This window comes from Sphaerotilus uruguayifluvii, from assembly GCF_013294065.1.
Classification (GTDB): Bacteria; Pseudomonadota; Gammaproteobacteria; order Burkholderiales; family Burkholderiaceae_C; genus Sphaerotilus; species Sphaerotilus uruguayifluvii.
The window spans coordinates 22,716-39,137 of the sequence record NZ_JABSNM010000014.1; the positions used below are offsets into that span (position 1 = coordinate 22,716).

Below are 16,422 nucleotides of genomic sequence, written 5' to 3' on the forward strand. Positions count from 1 at the left end.
TGCCCGCTGATCGACCCCGGCGCCGCGCGCCCATCCCGGCAGGGATGGGCGCGCGGCGCCGTTTCTTCTTTGCGAGCCCGACCATTCGGCAGCCCGGCCCCGCTTCCGTCAGACCGATGCTGAGCCTTGTTGCCGAGATCGCAGCAGCGCGAACACCGCCGGCACTACGAACAGCGACAGCAGCGGCGCGGTGACCATGCCCCCGAGCATCGGCGCGGCGATGCGGCTCATCACCTCGGAGCCCGTGCCGCTGCCCCAGACGATGGGCACCAGGCCAGCCAGGATGACCGCGACCGTCATCGCCTTCGGCCGCACGCGCAGCACCGCCCCTTCTCGGATTGCGTCGAGCAGCACCGGCAGCGTCAGCGGCGTGCCGGCCACCAGCCTGGCCTCCAGCGCATGCTTCAGGTACAGCAGCATCACCACACCGAACTCGGCGGCCACGCCGGCCAGCGCGATGAATCCCACGCCGGTGGCGATCGACAGGTGGTAGCCCATCGCCCAGAGGAACCAGACGCCGCCGGTCAGCGCAAAAGGCAGCGTGGCCATGATCAGCACCGCCTCGTCGATGCGCCGGAAGGTCAGGTACAGCAGGACGAAGATGATCATCAGCGTCGCCGGTACGACGATCTTCAGCCGCGCGTTGGCGCGTTCGAGGTACTCGAACTGGCCCGAATAGGCGATGCTCACGCCGGGAGCGAGCTTCACCTCGCGCGCCACCGCGGCGCGCAGGTCGGCCGCCACCGACGCGAGGTCGCGGCCGCGCACGTCCACATAGACCCAGCCCGAGGGTCGCGCGTTTTCGCTCTTGAGCATCGGCGGCCCGTCGGCCACGACGATCTTCGCCACCGTGCCCAGCGTGATCTGCTGGCCCATCGGCGTCAGCACCGGCAGCGCCGCCAGCCGCTCGGGCGTGTCGCGCCACTCGCGCGGATAGCGCAGGTTGATGGGGAAGCGCGCCAGTCCTTCGACCGTCTCGGCGACGTTCTCGCCGCCGATCGCACCGCTGACCACCGCCTGCACGTCGGCGATGTTCAGTCCGTAGCGCGCAGCCGCCGCGCGGTCGATCTGCACGTCGATGTAGCGCCCGCCGGTCAGGCGCTCGGCCAGCGCCGACGACACGCCCGGCACCGTCTTGGCAACCCGCTCCACGCCTTGGGCGATGCGGTCGATCGTGGTGAGATCGCTGCCGGTCACCTTCACGCCGATCGGGCTCTTGATGCCGGTGGCCAGCATGTCGATGCGGTTGCGGATCGGCGGGATCCAGATGTTGGCCAGTCCCGGCACCTTCACCGCCGAGTCGAGTTCCTCGACCAGTTGGTCGGGCGTCATGCCCGGCCGCCACTGCTCGCGGGGCTTGAGCTTGACCGTGGTCTCGAACATCTCCAGCGGTGCCGGATCGGTCGCGGTCTCGGCGCGGCCAGCCTTGCCGAAGACGCGCTCCACCTCCGGAACGGTCTTGATCATGCGGTTGGTGATCTGCAGCAACTCGGTCGCCTTCTGCGCCGAGAGGCCCGGCAGCGCCGACGGCATGTACAGCAGGTCGCCCTCGTCCAGCCGCGGCAGGAACTCCCCGCCCAGCCGCGACAGCGGCCAGGCCGTGCTCGCCGCCAGCACCACCGCGATCACCAGCGTCGCCTTCGGCCAGCGCAGCACCCATTCGAGCGCCGGACGGTAGATCGCGATCAGCACGCGGGTGATCGGATTTCTCTGCTCGTCGGGGATGCGGCCGCGGATCCACGCACCCATCAGCACCGGGATCAGCGTCACCGACAGCGCGGCGGCGGCCGCCATCGCGTAGGTCTTGGTGAATGCCAGCGGCCCGAACAATCGCCCTTCCTGCGCCTCCAGCGTGAAGACCGGGATGAAGCTCAGCGTGATGATCAGCAGCGAGAAGAACAGCGCCGGGCCGACCTCCTCGGCCGCCTCGGTGATGACCTTCCAGCGCGCCTCGCCGACGAGGCTCTCGCCGGGGTGCGCGTGCTGCCAGGCCTCGAGCTTCTTGTGCGCGTTCTCGATCATCACCACGGCCGCGTCGACCATCGCGCCGATCGCGATCGCGATGCCTCCCAGCGACATGATGTTCGCGTTGATGCCCTGCCAGCGCATGATCAGGAATGCCGCCATCACGCCCAGCGGCAGCGCGATGATGGCCACCAGCGCCGAGCGCAGGTGCCACAGGAAGATCGCACAGACGGCCGCGACGACGATGAACTCCTCGATCAGCTTCGCCGAGAGGTTGTCGATGGCGCGCTCGATCAGCGCGCTGCGGTCGTAGGTGGTCACCACCTCCACGCCCTGCGGCAGGCTGCCCTGCAGGTCTGCAAGCTTGGCCTTCACGGCCGCGATGGTCTGCTGAGGGTTCGCGCCCGAGCGCAGCACCACCACGCCACCGGCCACCTCGCCTTCGCCATCGAGCTCGGCGATGCCGCGCCGCATCTCCGGGCCCACCTGGACCGTGGCCACGTCGCCCAGCTTCACCGGGATGCCGCCGCGCGCCGCCAGCGGTACCGCGCGGAAATCGTCCAGCGTCTTCAGGTAGCCACTGGCGCGCACCATGTACTCGGCCTCGGCCAGCTCCAGCACCGAGCCGCCAGCTTCCTGGTTGCCGGCCATCAGCGCCTCGCGCACCTGCGCGTGCGTGACGCCGTAGGCGGCCAGCTTCAGCGGATCGAGCACCACCTGGTACTGGCGGTTCATGCCGCCCACGGTGGCCACCTCGGCCACGCCGGGCAGGCCCTTCAGCTCGTACTTCAGGAACCAGTCCTGCAGCGCGCGCAGCTGCGACAGGTCACTGCGGCCGGTGCGGTCGACCAGCGCGTACTGGAAGATCCAGCCCACCCCGGTGGCGTCCGGCCCGAGCGACGATTTCGCCGCGGCAGGCAGCCGGCCCTGCACCTGGTTGAGGTACTCGAGCACGCGCGAGCGCGCCCAGTACAGGTCGGTGCCGTCGTCGAACAGGATATAGACGAAGCTGTCGCCGAAGAACGAGAAGCCGCGAACCGTCTTCGCGCCGGGCACCGACAGCATCGTCGTCGCCAGCGGATAGGTGACCTGGTTCTCGACGATCTGCGGCGCCTGCCCGGGCAGCGTCGTGCGGATGATCACCTGCACGTCGGACAGGTCGGGCAAGGCATCGACCGGCGTCGTGCGCACGCCCCACAGGCCTGCGGCCGCGAGGAACAGCGTGGCCAGCACCACGAGGAAGCGGTTGGCCACCGACCAGCGGATCAGCGCGGCGATCATCGCGGCGCTCCGGTGCTGCCGTGGCCGGCGTGCGGGTCGGCCACGGCAGGTTCGCGGTCGATCGCGGTGACCACGTGCTCATCGCCCTTCTGGCGGAAGCGGAAGCGCACCGCATCGCCGGCCTTCAGCCCGCGCGCGAGGTCCGGCCGCGCGAGCTGGAAGGGCATCGTCATCGCCGGCCACTTCAGCGCAGGGACTGCTTCGTGTTCCAGGGTGATCGCCGCCGCGTCGAGCTCGACCACGCGGCCGCGGGTGGTGAACTCGCCGGTCGGCCCCTGCTGCGCGCTGGCCGCTGCTGCAGTGGTCGCGGCCGCTTCCGCCGGGGCACGCGCGGTCAGCCCTTGCAGGCTGGCCTCGGAATCGATGAGGAACTGTCCCGAGGCCACCACCTGCTGCCCAGCCTCCACCCCCTTGAGCACGGCCACCCGGCCGTCGACCTCGGCGCCGAGTTCCACTTCCACCGGGCGGTACCGGCCCGGCGCGTCGACCACGTAGACCAGCGCGCGGCGCCCGGTGCGGATCACCGCCTCGCCGGGGACGGTGACGACCTCGGTGCCCTGCCCCGCACCGAGCAGCCGAACTTGCCCGAACATGCCGGCACGCAGCCGGCCGCCGCGGTTGGGCACCTCGACGCGCACGCGCAGCGTGCGCGTGTCTCGGCTCGCCTCCGGGAGCACTGCCGCCACCTTGCCGCGCAGCACCTCGCCCGAGAACGCCACCAGCCGCAGCTCGGCGGGCTGGCCCGTGACCACTGCCGCGCCCAGCGCCTCGGGCACGGCCGCCTCGACCCACACCGTGCCCAGGCCGTTGATGCGCGCCAGCGTCATGCCGGCGGCCACCGTCATGCCTTGGCGCACCATCAGCTCGGCGATCAACCCGCCCGACGGCGCCACGATGGTCGTCACGGCCTGCGGTTGCCCGCTGGCATCCACGCGCTCGATGAGCGCGGCCGGCATGCCCAGAAGCGTCAGCCGCGAGCGGGCTGCCTGTGCCAGGACCGCGTCGCCGGTGGCCCGCACCGCGAGGTACTCGCGCTGCGCCGCCAGCCAGTCTGGGTGCAGCACCTCGGCCAGCGGGGCGCCCGCGGGGATTACGTCGCCCGGCGCACGCGGATGGACACGCTCGACGAAGCCGTTGGCGCGTGCCTGCACGATGCTGACATCGCGCTCGTTGAGCCCGACTGTACCGACCGCGTCCACCGCCGCCTGCAGCACGCGCTTCTCGGCCGTGGCGACGCGAAGGCCGAGCGACTGCATGGCCTGCGGCGACACCGCCACCGCCGACCCGGCGTCGGCACCCGCCTCGTCAGCGTACCGGGGCACCAGCTGCATGTCCATGAACGGCGACTTGCCGGGCTTGTCAAAGCGCTGCGTCGGCACCATCGGGTCGTACCAGTACAGCACCTTGCGCTCGGCGGCAGGGGCGGCAGGTGCAGCCGCCGTTGCCGAAGCGCCTGCATGGCCGCCAGCCGACAGCCACTGCGAGAGCGCCCAGCCGGCGCCGATGCCGGCCAGCAGCAACACCGCGCCGGCCACCACGGTCTTTGAGGACGAGGGGTTGGATGAAAAGCTCATCGTGTTACTCCGCAATCAGGGTGGACAGGCGCAGGCGCAGGGCGGCGCGCTGCGCGTCAAGGTCGATGGCGCGCAGCTGCGTTTCCAGCACCTGGCTGCGCGCCGTCAGCACGGCCGCGAGATCGCCACGGCCGGCCTGGTAGGCCGCCGTCGCCAGGGCCACGCGCTCGGCGGCCAGCGGCAGACCGGCGGCCCGCAGCCGCTCGGCCTGCGTGTCGAGCGCCTGCAGTTCGGCCAGCATCGCGTCGGTCTCCGCGGCATGGCGCCGCAGCAGTTCCTCGCGCTCGGCCTCGATGCGTTCGATCTCGCGCCGCTTGGCCTCGATCTGCGGCTGCTGGCGGCGATCACGTTGCCACGGCAGGTCGAAGCTGAGCTGGAACGACACCATGTCGTCGTAGCGTGGCCGCCGGCTGTACGCCACCTCCCACGACCAGTCGCCGCGCTTCTCCGCATCGGCCTCGGCCACCTCGGCCTGGGCCATCGCACGCATCGGCGCATAGGGTGCCAGCTCGGCGTGATGCGGCAACGAGCTGCGCAAGGCGTCGCCGTTCACGTCCATAGCCGGCGCTGCGCCCTGCAGCGGCGCAGCGGCACGCTCACCGATCCATCGGCGCAGTTCCACCCTCGCCTTGCGCACGTCCCGCGCCAGCTCGTCGGTCCGGTCGGCGATGGCCAGCGCTTCCTGGCGCGCCATCGTCAACTCCGCGGGCATGGCCGAGCCGGCGGCAATGCGGGCCGGCAGCGTGTCCTGCAGCAGCCGGTTCTCGCGCTGGAGGCCGGCCACCTGCGACAGCCGGGCCTCCGCGAAGTGCACAGCGAGCCAGGCCAGGCCGGCTTCGCGGCGCACCGCGAGTTCCGTGGCCGCCAGCGTCGCCCGATCGCGCTCGATGCGGGCCTGTGCAACCTGCTCGCGCGCATCGCGCTTGGCCCGGTTGGGCATCTCCTGCATCAGCGCAATGCGCTGCATCGTGCCGGCATCGCGCGTCGTGCTCCAGCGATCCGGCCCGGCGATCGGCAGGTTCTCGATGCCGACGGACAGGCGCGGATCGGGCAGCGTGGACGCCGCTGGTGCCAGGGCCGACGAGCCGGCCAGCGTGGCCTGCTGCGCACGCAGTGCCGGTGCCGCCTGGCGCGCCAGCTCGAGCGCCTCGGCATAGCTCAGCGACGGAGCGTCAGGGGCAGCCCACGCAGCGCTGGGTGTCAGGGCGGCCAGGCCCAGCACCCACGCCAAGGCCAGGGTGGACGGCTGGCGCCGCCCGGCGTGCCGGCGCGGCACGCGAACGTTGAATCGAGACACGACACTCTCCTTCGGATCGAACGCACGGCGAACGCAAGAGATCCGGGTGCGCCGAGACAGCGCACCCGGACCCAGGTCCGCGGGTCAGTTCCGAAGGACGAGGAAGGAGAGGTAGAGCGGCGGTGACCCGACGGGCGGCCCGTCGGCCACCGAGGCGGGCATCGTGGCCGCCAGCTGGGCGGCCTCGGCCACGTCGACGATGCCGACCAAGGCGGCGCCCACCGCCATGGCCGGCGGCGCGTCCGGCGCGGCCACCTGGCTGTTCACCGAGGTCTTGCCGGTCTCGCAGTGGGCCTTGCACAGCTGCGGCTGGTCCGGGTCCATGCGCGTGGGCATGCTGCCCTCGCAGTCCGGCATGGCCGCCATTGCGGCCGCAACGTCGTCAGGCGCCGGCGAGAGCTGCGGGCAGGCGTACGCCGCCGTGGCCAGCTGCGTGAACAGCACCAGGGCGATCAGCCAGCCGGACAGCCAGCCGCGATGGCGACGCAACGCGCGCATGAACCGAAGTCTACGTTCCCCCCGGCCATCGCGCCTTGTCCCGCATCAAGCGCTCCGCACGTGTGCCTCAGCGCGTCAGCAGGAGGTTCAGGTCGACAGCCTGGCCCGACTTGTTGGTCCACATCCAACAGTAGTCCTGGTCAAGTACCACCTGAAGGCGCCCGCTGGCGCCGGCCAGGGCATCGCGGCGCTCCGGGTAGCGCACATCCTTGCCCTCGTGATAGTGGATGTTGAAGTTCAGCGGGCCACTGGCCTCGAAGCGCCAGGCCACTGAATCGGCCCGGGCGAGCTTGCCGCAGACCTCGGCGAACTTGCCCGGGGCCACGCTGACACGGCGTTCGAAGCGGCCCTGTTCGTTCCAGGCGATGTCGATGATGTCGGCCCGCGCTGCGGTGGAGCAGAGGATCGCCAGGCTCAGAGCAACGGATATGCGATGAATCATGCGCGTACTGTAGAGACAAAGCCGGACCAGAGATGCGGCTCACCGCGCGCTCGGCGCGGGCCCTCGGATCGGCCCCGGAAAGGCTGCACGGGCGTCCTCTGCCATCCGCCGCGTGCACCACGCCGCGTAGTAGCGACCCACGAGACCCCCGAGCAGGCGGGCAAGGCCTCGCCCCGGCCGCGCATAGTCGATGAAGACGACCAGTCGCGAGCCCCCAGTGAACGGTTCGATGCTGAAACCCATCCGGTAGGCGCCGATGACCAGCAGGGTCGGTTCGCCCACGGTCTCCCAGACCTTGCGCTGCGGTGGGGCGTGTTCGGTCACCACTTCCTCGAGCCCGAGCCGCACACCCAGGACACGACCGCTCATCCGGATGACCGAACCCACCGACTGGCCGTGACCCGCATCGGTGTCGATCCGCATCGAAGCGCCCGCCGTCATCAGCGACGGCTTCTCCATGTGGCTGGACAGGCGGCGGTGGTCGTCCAGGTGGGTGAATAGGCGCTCGGGCTCGACCGGCAGCACAACCTCGCTGCGATGGTGAAAGGCCAGCGGCGACTCAGCTGCCACTGGGACGCCTCCGACGAACGAGCAGCCAGGTCCCCACGAGCACCAGCGCGACATAGTTGAGCACCATGAACCAGGGCGTGGTCCATGCAATGCCGTCGAACCCACGCTCGGTGAATGGATAGAGCACCGGCACCGCGTAGTAGTCGGCCGAGTGCGTGAACACGTCGATCGCGATGTGCGACCACCAGCCCAGTAGCGGTAGCCAGAACGCACGTCGCACCCCCCAGGCGAGCGCGGTCACGATCGCAGCCACCGGGGCGCTGTGCATCACGCAGTGCAGGTGGTGCGACCACAGCTCGACGATGGGCGGCAGCCACGGCTCCTGCCCGGGCGAGGCCAGCGCGTAGCCGCGCACCGCTGCAAAGCTGCCGTCGCCGAGCGCCCACCAAGCGGCAATCGGCAGCAGATGCATCACGTCCGGCAAGGCCGCGAGGACCAGCGCGACCGCCACCGTGCCTCGCGACAGTGGGCGGCGACGATGGACCGCCGCCGCCCCCGCAGCGGCCCAGAGCGTGTGCGCGACGATGTCCACCGCGTGGCGTGGGTCAGTCCCGCAGGAGCGCTGCCTTGCGCAGCCGCAGCGCGTTGCCGATCACCGATGCCGAGCTCAGGCTCATGGCCAACGCCGCGATCATCGGCGACAGCAGCCAGCCGGTGAACGGGAACAGCAGCCCGGCGGCCAGCGGCACGCCGAGCGCGTTGTAGATGAACGCGAAGCCGAGGTTCTGCTTCATGTTGGCGATGGTCGCCTGCGACAGCAGCCTCGCCTGCGCGATGCCGCGCAGGTCGCCCTTCACCAGCGTGACCGGCGCGCTGTTCATCGCCACGTCGGTGCCGGTGCCCATCGCCACTCCCACGTCGGCCTGCGCCAGTGCCGGCGCGTCGTTGATGCCGTCGCCGGCCATCGCCACGACCCTGCCCTCGCGCTGAAGCTTCTGCACGAGAGCCAGCTTGTCGGCGGGCTTGACTTCGCCGTGCACCTCGTCGATGCCCAGACGCTTGGCAACGGCGCGTGCCGTGGTCAGGCCATCACCGGTGGCCATCACCACGCGCAGGCCGGCGGCGTGCAGCGCCGCCAGTGCCTCGGCTGTGCTCGCCTTCACCGGGTCGGACACCGCGAGCAGCCCCGCCAGGCGCCCGTCCACCGACAGGTGCATCACGCTCGCCCCCTCGGCCCGCAGCGCCTCGGCCTGTGCGACGAGCGGATCGACGGCGACGCCCAACTGCTGCATCAGCGCTGTGTTGCCCAGCGCGACGCTGCGAGCTTCCACCCGGCCCCGAACGCCGATGCCTGTGCTCGACTCGAACTCCTCGACCTTGGCCAGTGCGAGCCCCTTCGCGCGGGCGGCCTGCACGATGGCGTCGGCCAGCGGATGCTCGCTGCCCTGGTCCAGGCTCGCGGCGATGCGCAGCACCTCGTCGGCCGTGAAGCCATCGGTGGGCACGGCACGGTCGAAGGCCGGTTTGCCTTCGGTCAGCGTGCCGGTCTTGTCGACGATCAGCGTGTCGACCTTGCGAAAGTGCTCGATCGCCGCCGCGTTGCGGAACAGGATTCCGCGCGTCGCGGCGCGCCCGGTGGCGACCATGATGGACATCGGCGTCGCCAGACCGAGCGCGCACGGGCAGGCGATGATCAGCACCGCCACTGCGTTGATCAGCCCGTAGACCCAGCTCGGCTCGGGGCCGAACACGCCCCACGCGAAGAAGGTGGCCACCGCGATGGCCACCACCGCCATCACGAACCAGCCCGCCACCTGGTCGGCCATGCGCTGCATCGGCGCCTTCGAGCGCTGTGCCTGCGCCACCATCTGCACGATCTGCGACAGCATGGTCTGCGCGCCCACGCGCTCGGAGCGCATCACGAGCGCGCCGCTGGTGTTGAGCGTGGCGCCGATGAGCTTGTCCCCCGGGCGCTTGCTCACGGGTACCGGCTCGCCGGTGAGCATCGATTCGTCGACCGCGCTGGAGCCTTCGGTCACCACGCCGTCGACGGGCACCTTCTCGCCGGGCCGCACGCGGAGCAGGTCGCCGACGTGGACATGGGTGAGAGGCACGTCTTCCTCGCTGCCGTCGGCGCCGATGCGGCGCGCCGTCTTCGGTGCCAGGCCGAGCAGCGACTTGATCGCTGCCGAGGTCTGCGAGCGGGCCTTCAGCTCGAGGATCTGGCCGAGCAGCGTCAGCGAGATGATGACTGCGGCAGCCTCGAAGTAGACCGCGACACGCCCCATGGCCTGGAACGACGCCGGGAACACGCTAGGCGCCAACGTCGCCACGACGCTGTAGACGAACGCGGCCCCGGTGCCCAGGCCGATCAGCGTCCACATGTTCGGGCTGCGCAAACGCACCGACTGCACGCCGCGAACGAAGAACGGCCAGCCGGCCCACAGCACGATGGGCACCGACAGCACCAGCTCGATCCAGCTCTGGGTGGCCATGTCAAACCACTGCAGCCGGTGGCCGACCATCGCGAGCAGCGTCACGACCAGCGTGAGCGGCAAGGTCCACCAGAAGCGCCGGCGGAAGTCCGCCAGCTCGGGGTTCTCGTCCTCGTCGAGCGTGGGCAGCACCGGCTCCAGCGTCATGCCGCACTTGGGGCAGTTGCCGGGATGGTCCTGGCGCACCTCGGGGTGCATGGGGCATGTGTACACAGTACCGGCGGGCACCGCACCAGCAGGCGACTCGGCCTGCTGCGCGCCATGCCCTGCGGGCGGCGTGTTGCCGTGCGCATGGCCATGCTCGTGGCCGTGGTGTTCGTGGCCGCGGTGGTCGTGGCCGTGATGGTCGTGGTGTTCGTGGCCGCCCTCGGACGCGTGCTCGTGCCCTTGGTGGCCGCCGTGATTCGGCTGTGCGTGCATGTCCATCGGGTCAGCCTCCACGCGGGCCCTGGTCGGTCCCCGAACTGTGGTGCGTTCCATGGTGCCGATGGCCACCGTGGCCGTGGAAGAGATGCAGCACCGGGCAGGCGAGCAGCAGCAGGTACGGCCACAGGCCGGCCACGTGACCCCAGTGCTCCCTCAGCAGGTAGAACACCACGATCAGTGCCACCATCAGCAGTGCCACGGTCACGGGCCTGCGGCTGCGCGGTGTGCCGGCGTCTTCGACGGGTGGGTTCATGAAGGGCTCCTCGGTCGGTCGGGCATCCGTGATGCCCGGGCGGGACAGGTCAACCATAGCCCTTGCCCCCGTGTGAAGGTCAAGCGCCTTCGCGCCGGTGCCTCAGCGACTGGACGCCCGGTTCAGCTCGTCGTGCCGGACGCGGATGTAGGCCGGCCACTGTGCCTTGATCCACGAGAGAGCGGCGACGATCTCCGCGTCGCTGAGCACGCCGTCGTAGGCGGGCATGGCCGACACGTAGTCCTTCAGGTTCGCTGCCTTGGCCACACCGTGCTTGGTGATGCGGAACAGCAGCTCGTCCGGGTGGTGCCAGGTGTGCCCGCTCGCGTCGTGCGGCGGCGCCGGCAGCCGGCCATCCGGGCCGCGCTCGCGCCAGTTGGGTTGACCCTCCAGCCCGGCTCCGTGGCAGGCCGCGCACTGCGCCGCGTAGACCCGCTGCCCGAGCGCAGTGACGGCCGCATCGTCCGGCCGAAGCTGGACGGGTTGCTCCGCACCTCGTTCGGCTCGCCAGACCACCGCCGCGCCGAAGCCGATGGCGGCGACGGCCCCCGCCATGAGCGCTGCGGCCTTCCAGGGCTGGCTGCGATCCGCCATGGCTCAGGGCCGTGCCGGCGGCGGACCCATGCGGTCCATCATCATCTGCATCATGGACTGCATCATCTCCATGCGCTTCTCCATCATCTGCTGGCGCGTGGCCATGTCCATCGGACCGCTTGCCGCGCCGGCCGGAGCCATGCCCCGCATGCCCCCCATGCCCATGCCTCCCATTCCTCCGGGGCCCTTGCCGCCCATCATGGCCATGCCTTCCTGCATCAGTTTCATGTGCTCGGCCATCAGGGCCTGCCGCTCCTGCGGCGAGCCCGCACGCGACATCTTCTCGTGCATCTCACGCATCTTGGTCATGTGTGCATCCATCATCGCCATGCGGTCGGCGGGCGCTGAGGCAGAAGCCGCCGTACCGGCAGGATGGTGTGCCGCGTGGTCGGCGGCGCCCGGCGCGCCGGGGGTCTGAGCGTAGGCGGTGAGCACGAAGGCAGCCGTGCCAGCAATGACGAGCGAACGAAGCGTGGTCATGGTGAGTCTCCAGTGGTGAACGAGAGCGGATTGCCGTCGCGGGACGGCTCGGGGAAGGCGCCCGCGGTGGCGGCAAGCCGGGCGGGCAACGCGTGACGGGCCGGCAACGGCGCGGGCACAGCCACGCGCACACCAGCCCGGCGGAGGAGCTACCGCGTCAGCCGCAGGAACGCGATGGCGACTGGCAGACCCGGTGGCGGGGGCGCTGCACGCGGACGCCAGCGGGACTCGACCCGATCGAGCGTCTGCGCCGGCCAGCTGCTCGACGCGGCAGGCAGCGGCATGCCGGAGTCGGCGTAGCCATCCGCCTTCGTGGGCTGCGCCTTCGCCACGATGCTCTGCTCCAAGTCGCAGAAGCTGATGCAGGACTGCAAGCCGGCGTCCCGATCGTCTTCCGCTCCGGCGTCCGCCGCCGCGTGGTGCGCCCGGACATCGGCACCGGCGTCGATCCGCAGGTGGTGATCAGACCGGCCCTCCGCGGCCGCAAGCGGCTGCACGAGGCAGGCGTTGGCCCAGCTCGCGAAGGTCGCGAACAGCCAGACGAACAGCATAGCCGCCGCGGTGCGGCGGGGCCGTGGAAGGAGCTTGGCCGTTGACATGAACAGAATGGCCGATGAGCCATGGCCCGTCAGCGTCTTCATGCTAGGTGGAAGCGCAGTACCGCGGTTGACGCTTGTCAAGTTGACAAGTCGCTGGGACAGCGGGACCGCGCTGCGCCGCTATTTCGCCGCCTCGATGACGGTCACGACGTAGCCGCTGCCGGCCTTCTCGGCGCGGAACTTCACCTTGTCGCCGACCTTCACCTTGTCGAGCAGCGCGCGTTCCTTGACCCCGAAGACCATCGTCATGCCTGGCATGTCGAGATTCTTGATCTCGCCGTGCTTGAGCGTCAGCTTGCCTGCGTCCTTGTCGATCTTGCGGACTTCGCCGTCGGCCATGTCGCCGCTGCTCGCCGCCGCCGTTGCAGGCGTGGCCGCGTGGTGTGCGGAATGGTCATCGGCCTTCTGCTGCGCCAGGGCGGGGGCGCTCATCAGCGCGGAAACGAGCAGTGCGGAAACGAGGTGGTTCATAGGGGCTCCGTGATGGATGGGGTGAAGGATGAGAAGGCTGCCGCTATGCCGCGCTCAGGCCGTCACGTTGATGGTGCCGACCATGCCCGCCGAGTAGTGACCAGCGATCAGGCAGGCGAACTCGAAGCTACCGGCACGGTTGAAGGTCCAGACGATCTCGCCGGTCTTGCCCGGAGACACGTGGGCCATGTACGGCTCGTCGTGCTCCATGTTCGGGAACTTGATCATCAGCTCGGCGTGCTTGGCGTTCTCGGCCTTGGTGCCGATGACGAATTCGTGCATGACCTTGCCGGTGTTCTGTACGCGGAAGCGCAGCGTTTCGCCTTGGCGTACATCGATGCGCTCGGGCGTGAAGCGCATGTTGTCGCCCATGCGGACCTCGATGGTGCGCCGGGCGGCCTTTGCATCGCCTGCGATGCCCCAGTCCTTCTGCTCCTTGCGGACGGGGCCGGCCTTCTTCGGGTGGTCTTCGTTGCCATGCGCGCGTGCCAGGCCGGTGAAGCCGAGACCGAGGGCCGAGACGGCGAGCAGGAGATGGCGCTTGCTGATTTGCATGAGGGTTCCTTGTCGATGTGTGGGAGGAATTGAACGCAGCGGCTGGCGCTGTCGCGCGTGGGTGCCGTCAGTGGCTGCCGTGTCCACCCGATGGCTTGCGCACCTTGACCTCGATGTCCTGCGCGGGCCTCGAGACCGCCGGCATGGATCCGGCGCTCTCGGACTTGAAGCGCGCCGGGTCGGGCAGTGCGCCGGTGAACTCGTAGGCGACGGTGCCCGGCGGGTGCTGGTACCAGCCCGGGTCGCTGTAGTCGCCGCGCTTCTGGTCTTTGCGCACCTTGACGACGCTGAACATGCCGCCCATGCCGACAGCGCCGAACGGCCCCTGCCCGGCCATCATCGGCGCGGTGTTGTCCGGGAGCGGCATCTCCATCTCGGTCATGTCCTTCATGCCGCGCTCGCCCATCACCATGTAGTCGGGGATGAGCTTGGTGATCTGGCGCGCCACGCCGCGGTGGTCGACGCCGATCATCGTCGGAACGCCGTGCCCCATCGCGTTCATCGTGTGGTGGCTCTTGTGGCAATGGAAGGCCCAGTCGCCCTCCTCGTCGGCCAGGAAGTCCATCTGCCGCATCTGGCCCACGGCTATGTCGGCCGTCACCTCGTACTGGCGCGTGCTCTTCGGCGTGGGGCCGCCGTCGGTGCCGGTGATCAGGAACTCGTGGCCATGCAGGTGGATCGGGTGGTTGGTCATCGTCAGGTTGCCCACCCGGATGCGCACCTTGTCCATGTGCCGAACCACGACTGGGTCGATGCCGGGGAAGATGCGGCTGTTCCAGCTCCACAGGTTGAAGTCGAGCATCGTCATGATCTTCGGCGTCGCGCTGCCCGGATCGATGTCGTAGGCGTTCAGCAGGAAGCAGAAGTCGCGGTCGACCTCGTCGATCAGCGGGTGCTTGGTCTTCGGATGCGTGACCCAGAAGCCCATCATCCCCATCGCCATCTGCACCATCTCGTCGGCATGCGGGTGGTACATGAATGTGCCGGGTCGGCGCGCCACGAACTCATAGACGTAGGTCTTGCCGGGTGGGATCCCGGGCTGGTTCAGGCCGGTCACGCCGTCCATGCCGTTGGGCAGGCGCTGGCCGTGCCAGTGGATGCTGGTGAGTTCGCCGAGCTTGTTGGTGACGAACAGCCGCACGCGGTCGCCCTCCACCACCTCGATGGTCGGGCCGGGACTCTGGCCGTTGTAGCCCCACAGGTGGGCCTTGAAGCCGGGTGCCATCTCGCGCACCACGGGCTCGGCCACCAGGTGGAACTCCTTGACGCCATTGTTCATGCGCCAGGGCAGCGTCCAACCGTTGAGCGTGACAACGGGGTTGTAGGGCCGGCCGGTGCCCGGCACCAGCGGAGGCATCGTGTCGGGTTTGGTCTGGATGACGGGCTCAGGCAGGGCCGCCATTGCCACCTTGCTGACGGCCGTGGCCGTCACGGCGGCAGCCGCCACACCGGCACCGTTGAGAAAGCTTCTTCGGGAAACCATGGATTCAGTCCTTGTGTTCGATTCGGGCGAAGGCGGTTCGTCAGTGGCCGGGGTCACCCGCCGGGCCGGCCGCCATCGCGGGGCCTGCCGCGGCCGTGAGGCTGGGCTTGCCGACGAGCGCCATGTCGAGGTCGGCCTGCGCGATCCAGAAATCGCGCAGCGCATCGATGGCGCCGTTGACGCTGGCTATCTGCGAACGCGCATCGGCCAACAACTCGAACACGCCGATCAGCATGCCGTTGTAGCGAAGCAGGTTCTCTTCCGAGATGCGTGCCTTCAGCGGCACGATCTCGTCGCGCTGGTGCTTCGCGATGTCCCAGGCCGAACGGTAGGCGCCGTATGCCTCGCGCACCTCGGAGCGGGCATTGATCGCGGTCTCCGCAGCGCGGTGCAGCGACTGCATGTAGATGCCCTCTGCACGGGCGACCCGGGCACCGCCCCAGTCGAATAGCGGCAGCTCGAATCCGATCTCCCAGCCCTTCTGCGTTGGCGACTCGTTGCTGCTGTTGCGCACCAGGCCCAGCTCCAGCACGTTGACGAAGCGCGTGGTGCGAGTGAGGCCCAGGTTGCGGGCGGTGGCCTCGGCGCCGTTGCGCGCCGCGGTAACGTCCAGCCGCTGGGCGAGCGCGGTGCGCTCGATGTCTGGCAGATCGCGCGGCTGGGTGGGCAGGTCAGGCAGGCGCTCTGGCAGCTTGAAAGCGGTCTGCGTACCCCACACCCCCAGCAAGCGCGTGAGGCGCTCGCGCGCCGCACGTTGCTGCTGCTCGGCACGGGCCAGGTTCAGCGCTGCATCGGCATAGAAGCCCTGCTCGCGCGCCTGCTGGAGCTTGTTGAAGTTGCCCACCTGCGCCATGCGCCGCGCCAGTTCGGCACCAGCCTCCGCGGCCTGCATCACCTGGCGGCTGTAGCGCACCGATTCCTCGGCGGCCACCGCCTGCACCCAGGCCTTGCGCGTGTCGGCTGCCAGGGACAGCACCTGCATCGCCACCGTGGTGCGCACCTGCTCCAGGCGGCGCGCCTCGACGCGCTGCACCAGCGGCATGGCGATCAGCCGGGCAAGATTGAAGTGGAGACCGCGTTCGAGCTCGATCTCGTCACCCTTGGTCAGGCGGCCGAAGCTGAAGCCGGGGTTCGGCAACCGGCCCGCCTGCACGACCTCCGCCTCGGTGATGCCCAGCTCGGCGTAGGCCGCCTGCAGGCCACGGTTGTTCAGCAAGGCGACCTGCACCGCATCGTTCATGGACAGCGGCTTGCCCAGGAGTTCGTCCACGCGCTGGGCGATGCGGTCCAGGTCTTCGGGCTGGCGGGCCCAAGCCAGTTGCACAGGGGTCCCGATGCGCTCGGCGGTGGCCTTCTCGACGGTAGCGAAGCCGCCGTCGGGGCTCAGGGACGCGCAGCCGCTCAGCACGAGCACCACTGCAGCCAGGCCCGTGAGACGGACCGGCACCGCCCGGGCGAACGCTCGTGGGGGGGATGGTTGTCGGGTCATCGTCATCCCC

Annotated in this window: 16 protein-coding genes; all 16 read right to left on the reverse strand. The window is 69.8% G+C overall.

The genetic code is table 11. The features are described 5' to 3' along the window. Positions 1-108 precede the first annotated feature (108 nt). The 16 genes from HNQ01_RS15070 to HNQ01_RS15145 all read right to left on the reverse strand — a co-directional run bounded on the left by HNQ01_RS15070 (position 109) and on the right by HNQ01_RS15145 (position 16,412). Positions 109-3,246 carry an efflux RND transporter permease subunit gene (locus HNQ01_RS15070; protein WP_173806271.1) on the reverse strand — a complete coding sequence of 1,046 codons (3,138 nt, stop codon included), beginning with the start codon at positions 3,244-3,246 and terminating at the stop codon, positions 109-111. Next, positions 3,243-4,820, reverse strand: a complete 1,578-nt coding sequence (locus tag HNQ01_RS15075) for an efflux RND transporter periplasmic adaptor subunit (protein ID WP_173806272.1) — start codon at positions 4,818-4,820, stop codon at positions 3,243-3,245. Before HNQ01_RS15075 ends, HNQ01_RS15070 begins: the two co-directional genes overlap by 4 nt. Before the next feature lie 4 nt (positions 4,821-4,824). Next, on the reverse strand, positions 4,825-6,042 hold the full coding sequence (locus HNQ01_RS15080; RefSeq protein WP_353621716.1) for a TolC family protein: 1,218 nt from the start codon (positions 6,040-6,042) through the stop codon (positions 4,825-4,827). Between the two features lie 159 nt (positions 6,043-6,201). Then, positions 6,202-6,615 carry a hypothetical protein gene (locus tag HNQ01_RS15085; RefSeq protein WP_173806273.1) on the reverse strand — a complete coding sequence of 138 codons (414 nt, stop codon included), beginning with the start codon at positions 6,613-6,615 and terminating at the stop codon, positions 6,202-6,204. 67 nt (positions 6,616-6,682) lie between these two features. Beyond that, positions 6,683-7,057, reverse strand: coding sequence for a hypothetical protein (locus HNQ01_RS15090; RefSeq protein WP_173806274.1), 375 nt, complete (start codon positions 7,055-7,057; stop codon positions 6,683-6,685). A gap of 39 nt (positions 7,058-7,096) precedes the next feature. Then, entirely contained in the window at positions 7,097-7,627 is a 531-nt protein-coding gene (locus HNQ01_RS15095; protein ID WP_353621712.1) for an SRPBCC family protein, read from the reverse strand. After that, positions 7,617-8,159, reverse strand: coding sequence for a metal-dependent hydrolase (locus tag HNQ01_RS15100; RefSeq protein ID WP_217427561.1), 543 nt, complete (start codon positions 8,157-8,159; stop codon positions 7,617-7,619). Before HNQ01_RS15100 ends, HNQ01_RS15095 begins: the two co-directional genes overlap by 11 nt. 13 nt (positions 8,160-8,172) lie before the next feature. After that, positions 8,173-10,488 carry a copper-transporting P-type ATPase gene (locus HNQ01_RS15105; protein WP_173806275.1) on the reverse strand — a complete coding sequence of 772 codons (2,316 nt, stop codon included), beginning with the start codon at positions 10,486-10,488 and terminating at the stop codon, positions 8,173-8,175. Positions 10,489-10,492: 4 nt separating this feature from the next. Continuing rightward, positions 10,493-10,741, reverse strand: a complete 249-nt coding sequence (locus HNQ01_RS15110; RefSeq protein WP_173806276.1) for a DUF2933 domain-containing protein — start codon at positions 10,739-10,741, stop codon at positions 10,493-10,495. A gap of 102 nt (positions 10,742-10,843) precedes the next feature. Next, complete coding sequence (locus HNQ01_RS15115; protein ID WP_217427562.1) at positions 10,844-11,335, reverse strand: c-type cytochrome; 492 nt, start codon at positions 11,333-11,335, stop codon at positions 10,844-10,846. 3 nt (positions 11,336-11,338) lie between these two features. Continuing rightward, positions 11,339-11,815 (reverse strand): hypothetical protein, encoded by a 477-nt coding sequence (locus HNQ01_RS15120; RefSeq protein ID WP_173806277.1) that lies wholly within the window; start codon positions 11,813-11,815, stop codon positions 11,339-11,341. Between the two features lie 149 nt (positions 11,816-11,964). Then, complete coding sequence (locus HNQ01_RS15125) at positions 11,965-12,456, reverse strand: hypothetical protein (RefSeq protein WP_173806278.1); 492 nt, start codon at positions 12,454-12,456, stop codon at positions 11,965-11,967. Positions 12,457-12,534: 78 nt separating this feature from the next. After that, positions 12,535-12,885, reverse strand: coding sequence for a copper-binding protein (locus tag HNQ01_RS15130; RefSeq protein ID WP_173806279.1), 351 nt, complete (start codon positions 12,883-12,885; stop codon positions 12,535-12,537). Between the two features lie 54 nt (positions 12,886-12,939). Beyond that, a complete protein-coding gene (locus HNQ01_RS15135; protein WP_173806280.1) occupies positions 12,940-13,440 on the reverse strand; it encodes a cupredoxin domain-containing protein in 501 nt (166 codons plus the stop codon). Positions 13,441-13,507: 67 nt separating this feature from the next. Further along, on the reverse strand, positions 13,508-14,923 hold the full coding sequence (locus tag HNQ01_RS15140) for a multicopper oxidase family protein (RefSeq protein ID WP_173806281.1): 1,416 nt from the start codon (positions 14,921-14,923) through the stop codon (positions 13,508-13,510). A gap of 40 nt (positions 14,924-14,963) precedes the next feature. Continuing rightward, positions 14,964-16,412 carry a TolC family protein gene (locus HNQ01_RS15145; protein ID WP_434801517.1) on the reverse strand — a complete coding sequence of 483 codons (1,449 nt, stop codon included), beginning with the start codon at positions 16,410-16,412 and terminating at the stop codon, positions 14,964-14,966. Positions 16,413-16,422: the final 10 nt, after the last annotated feature.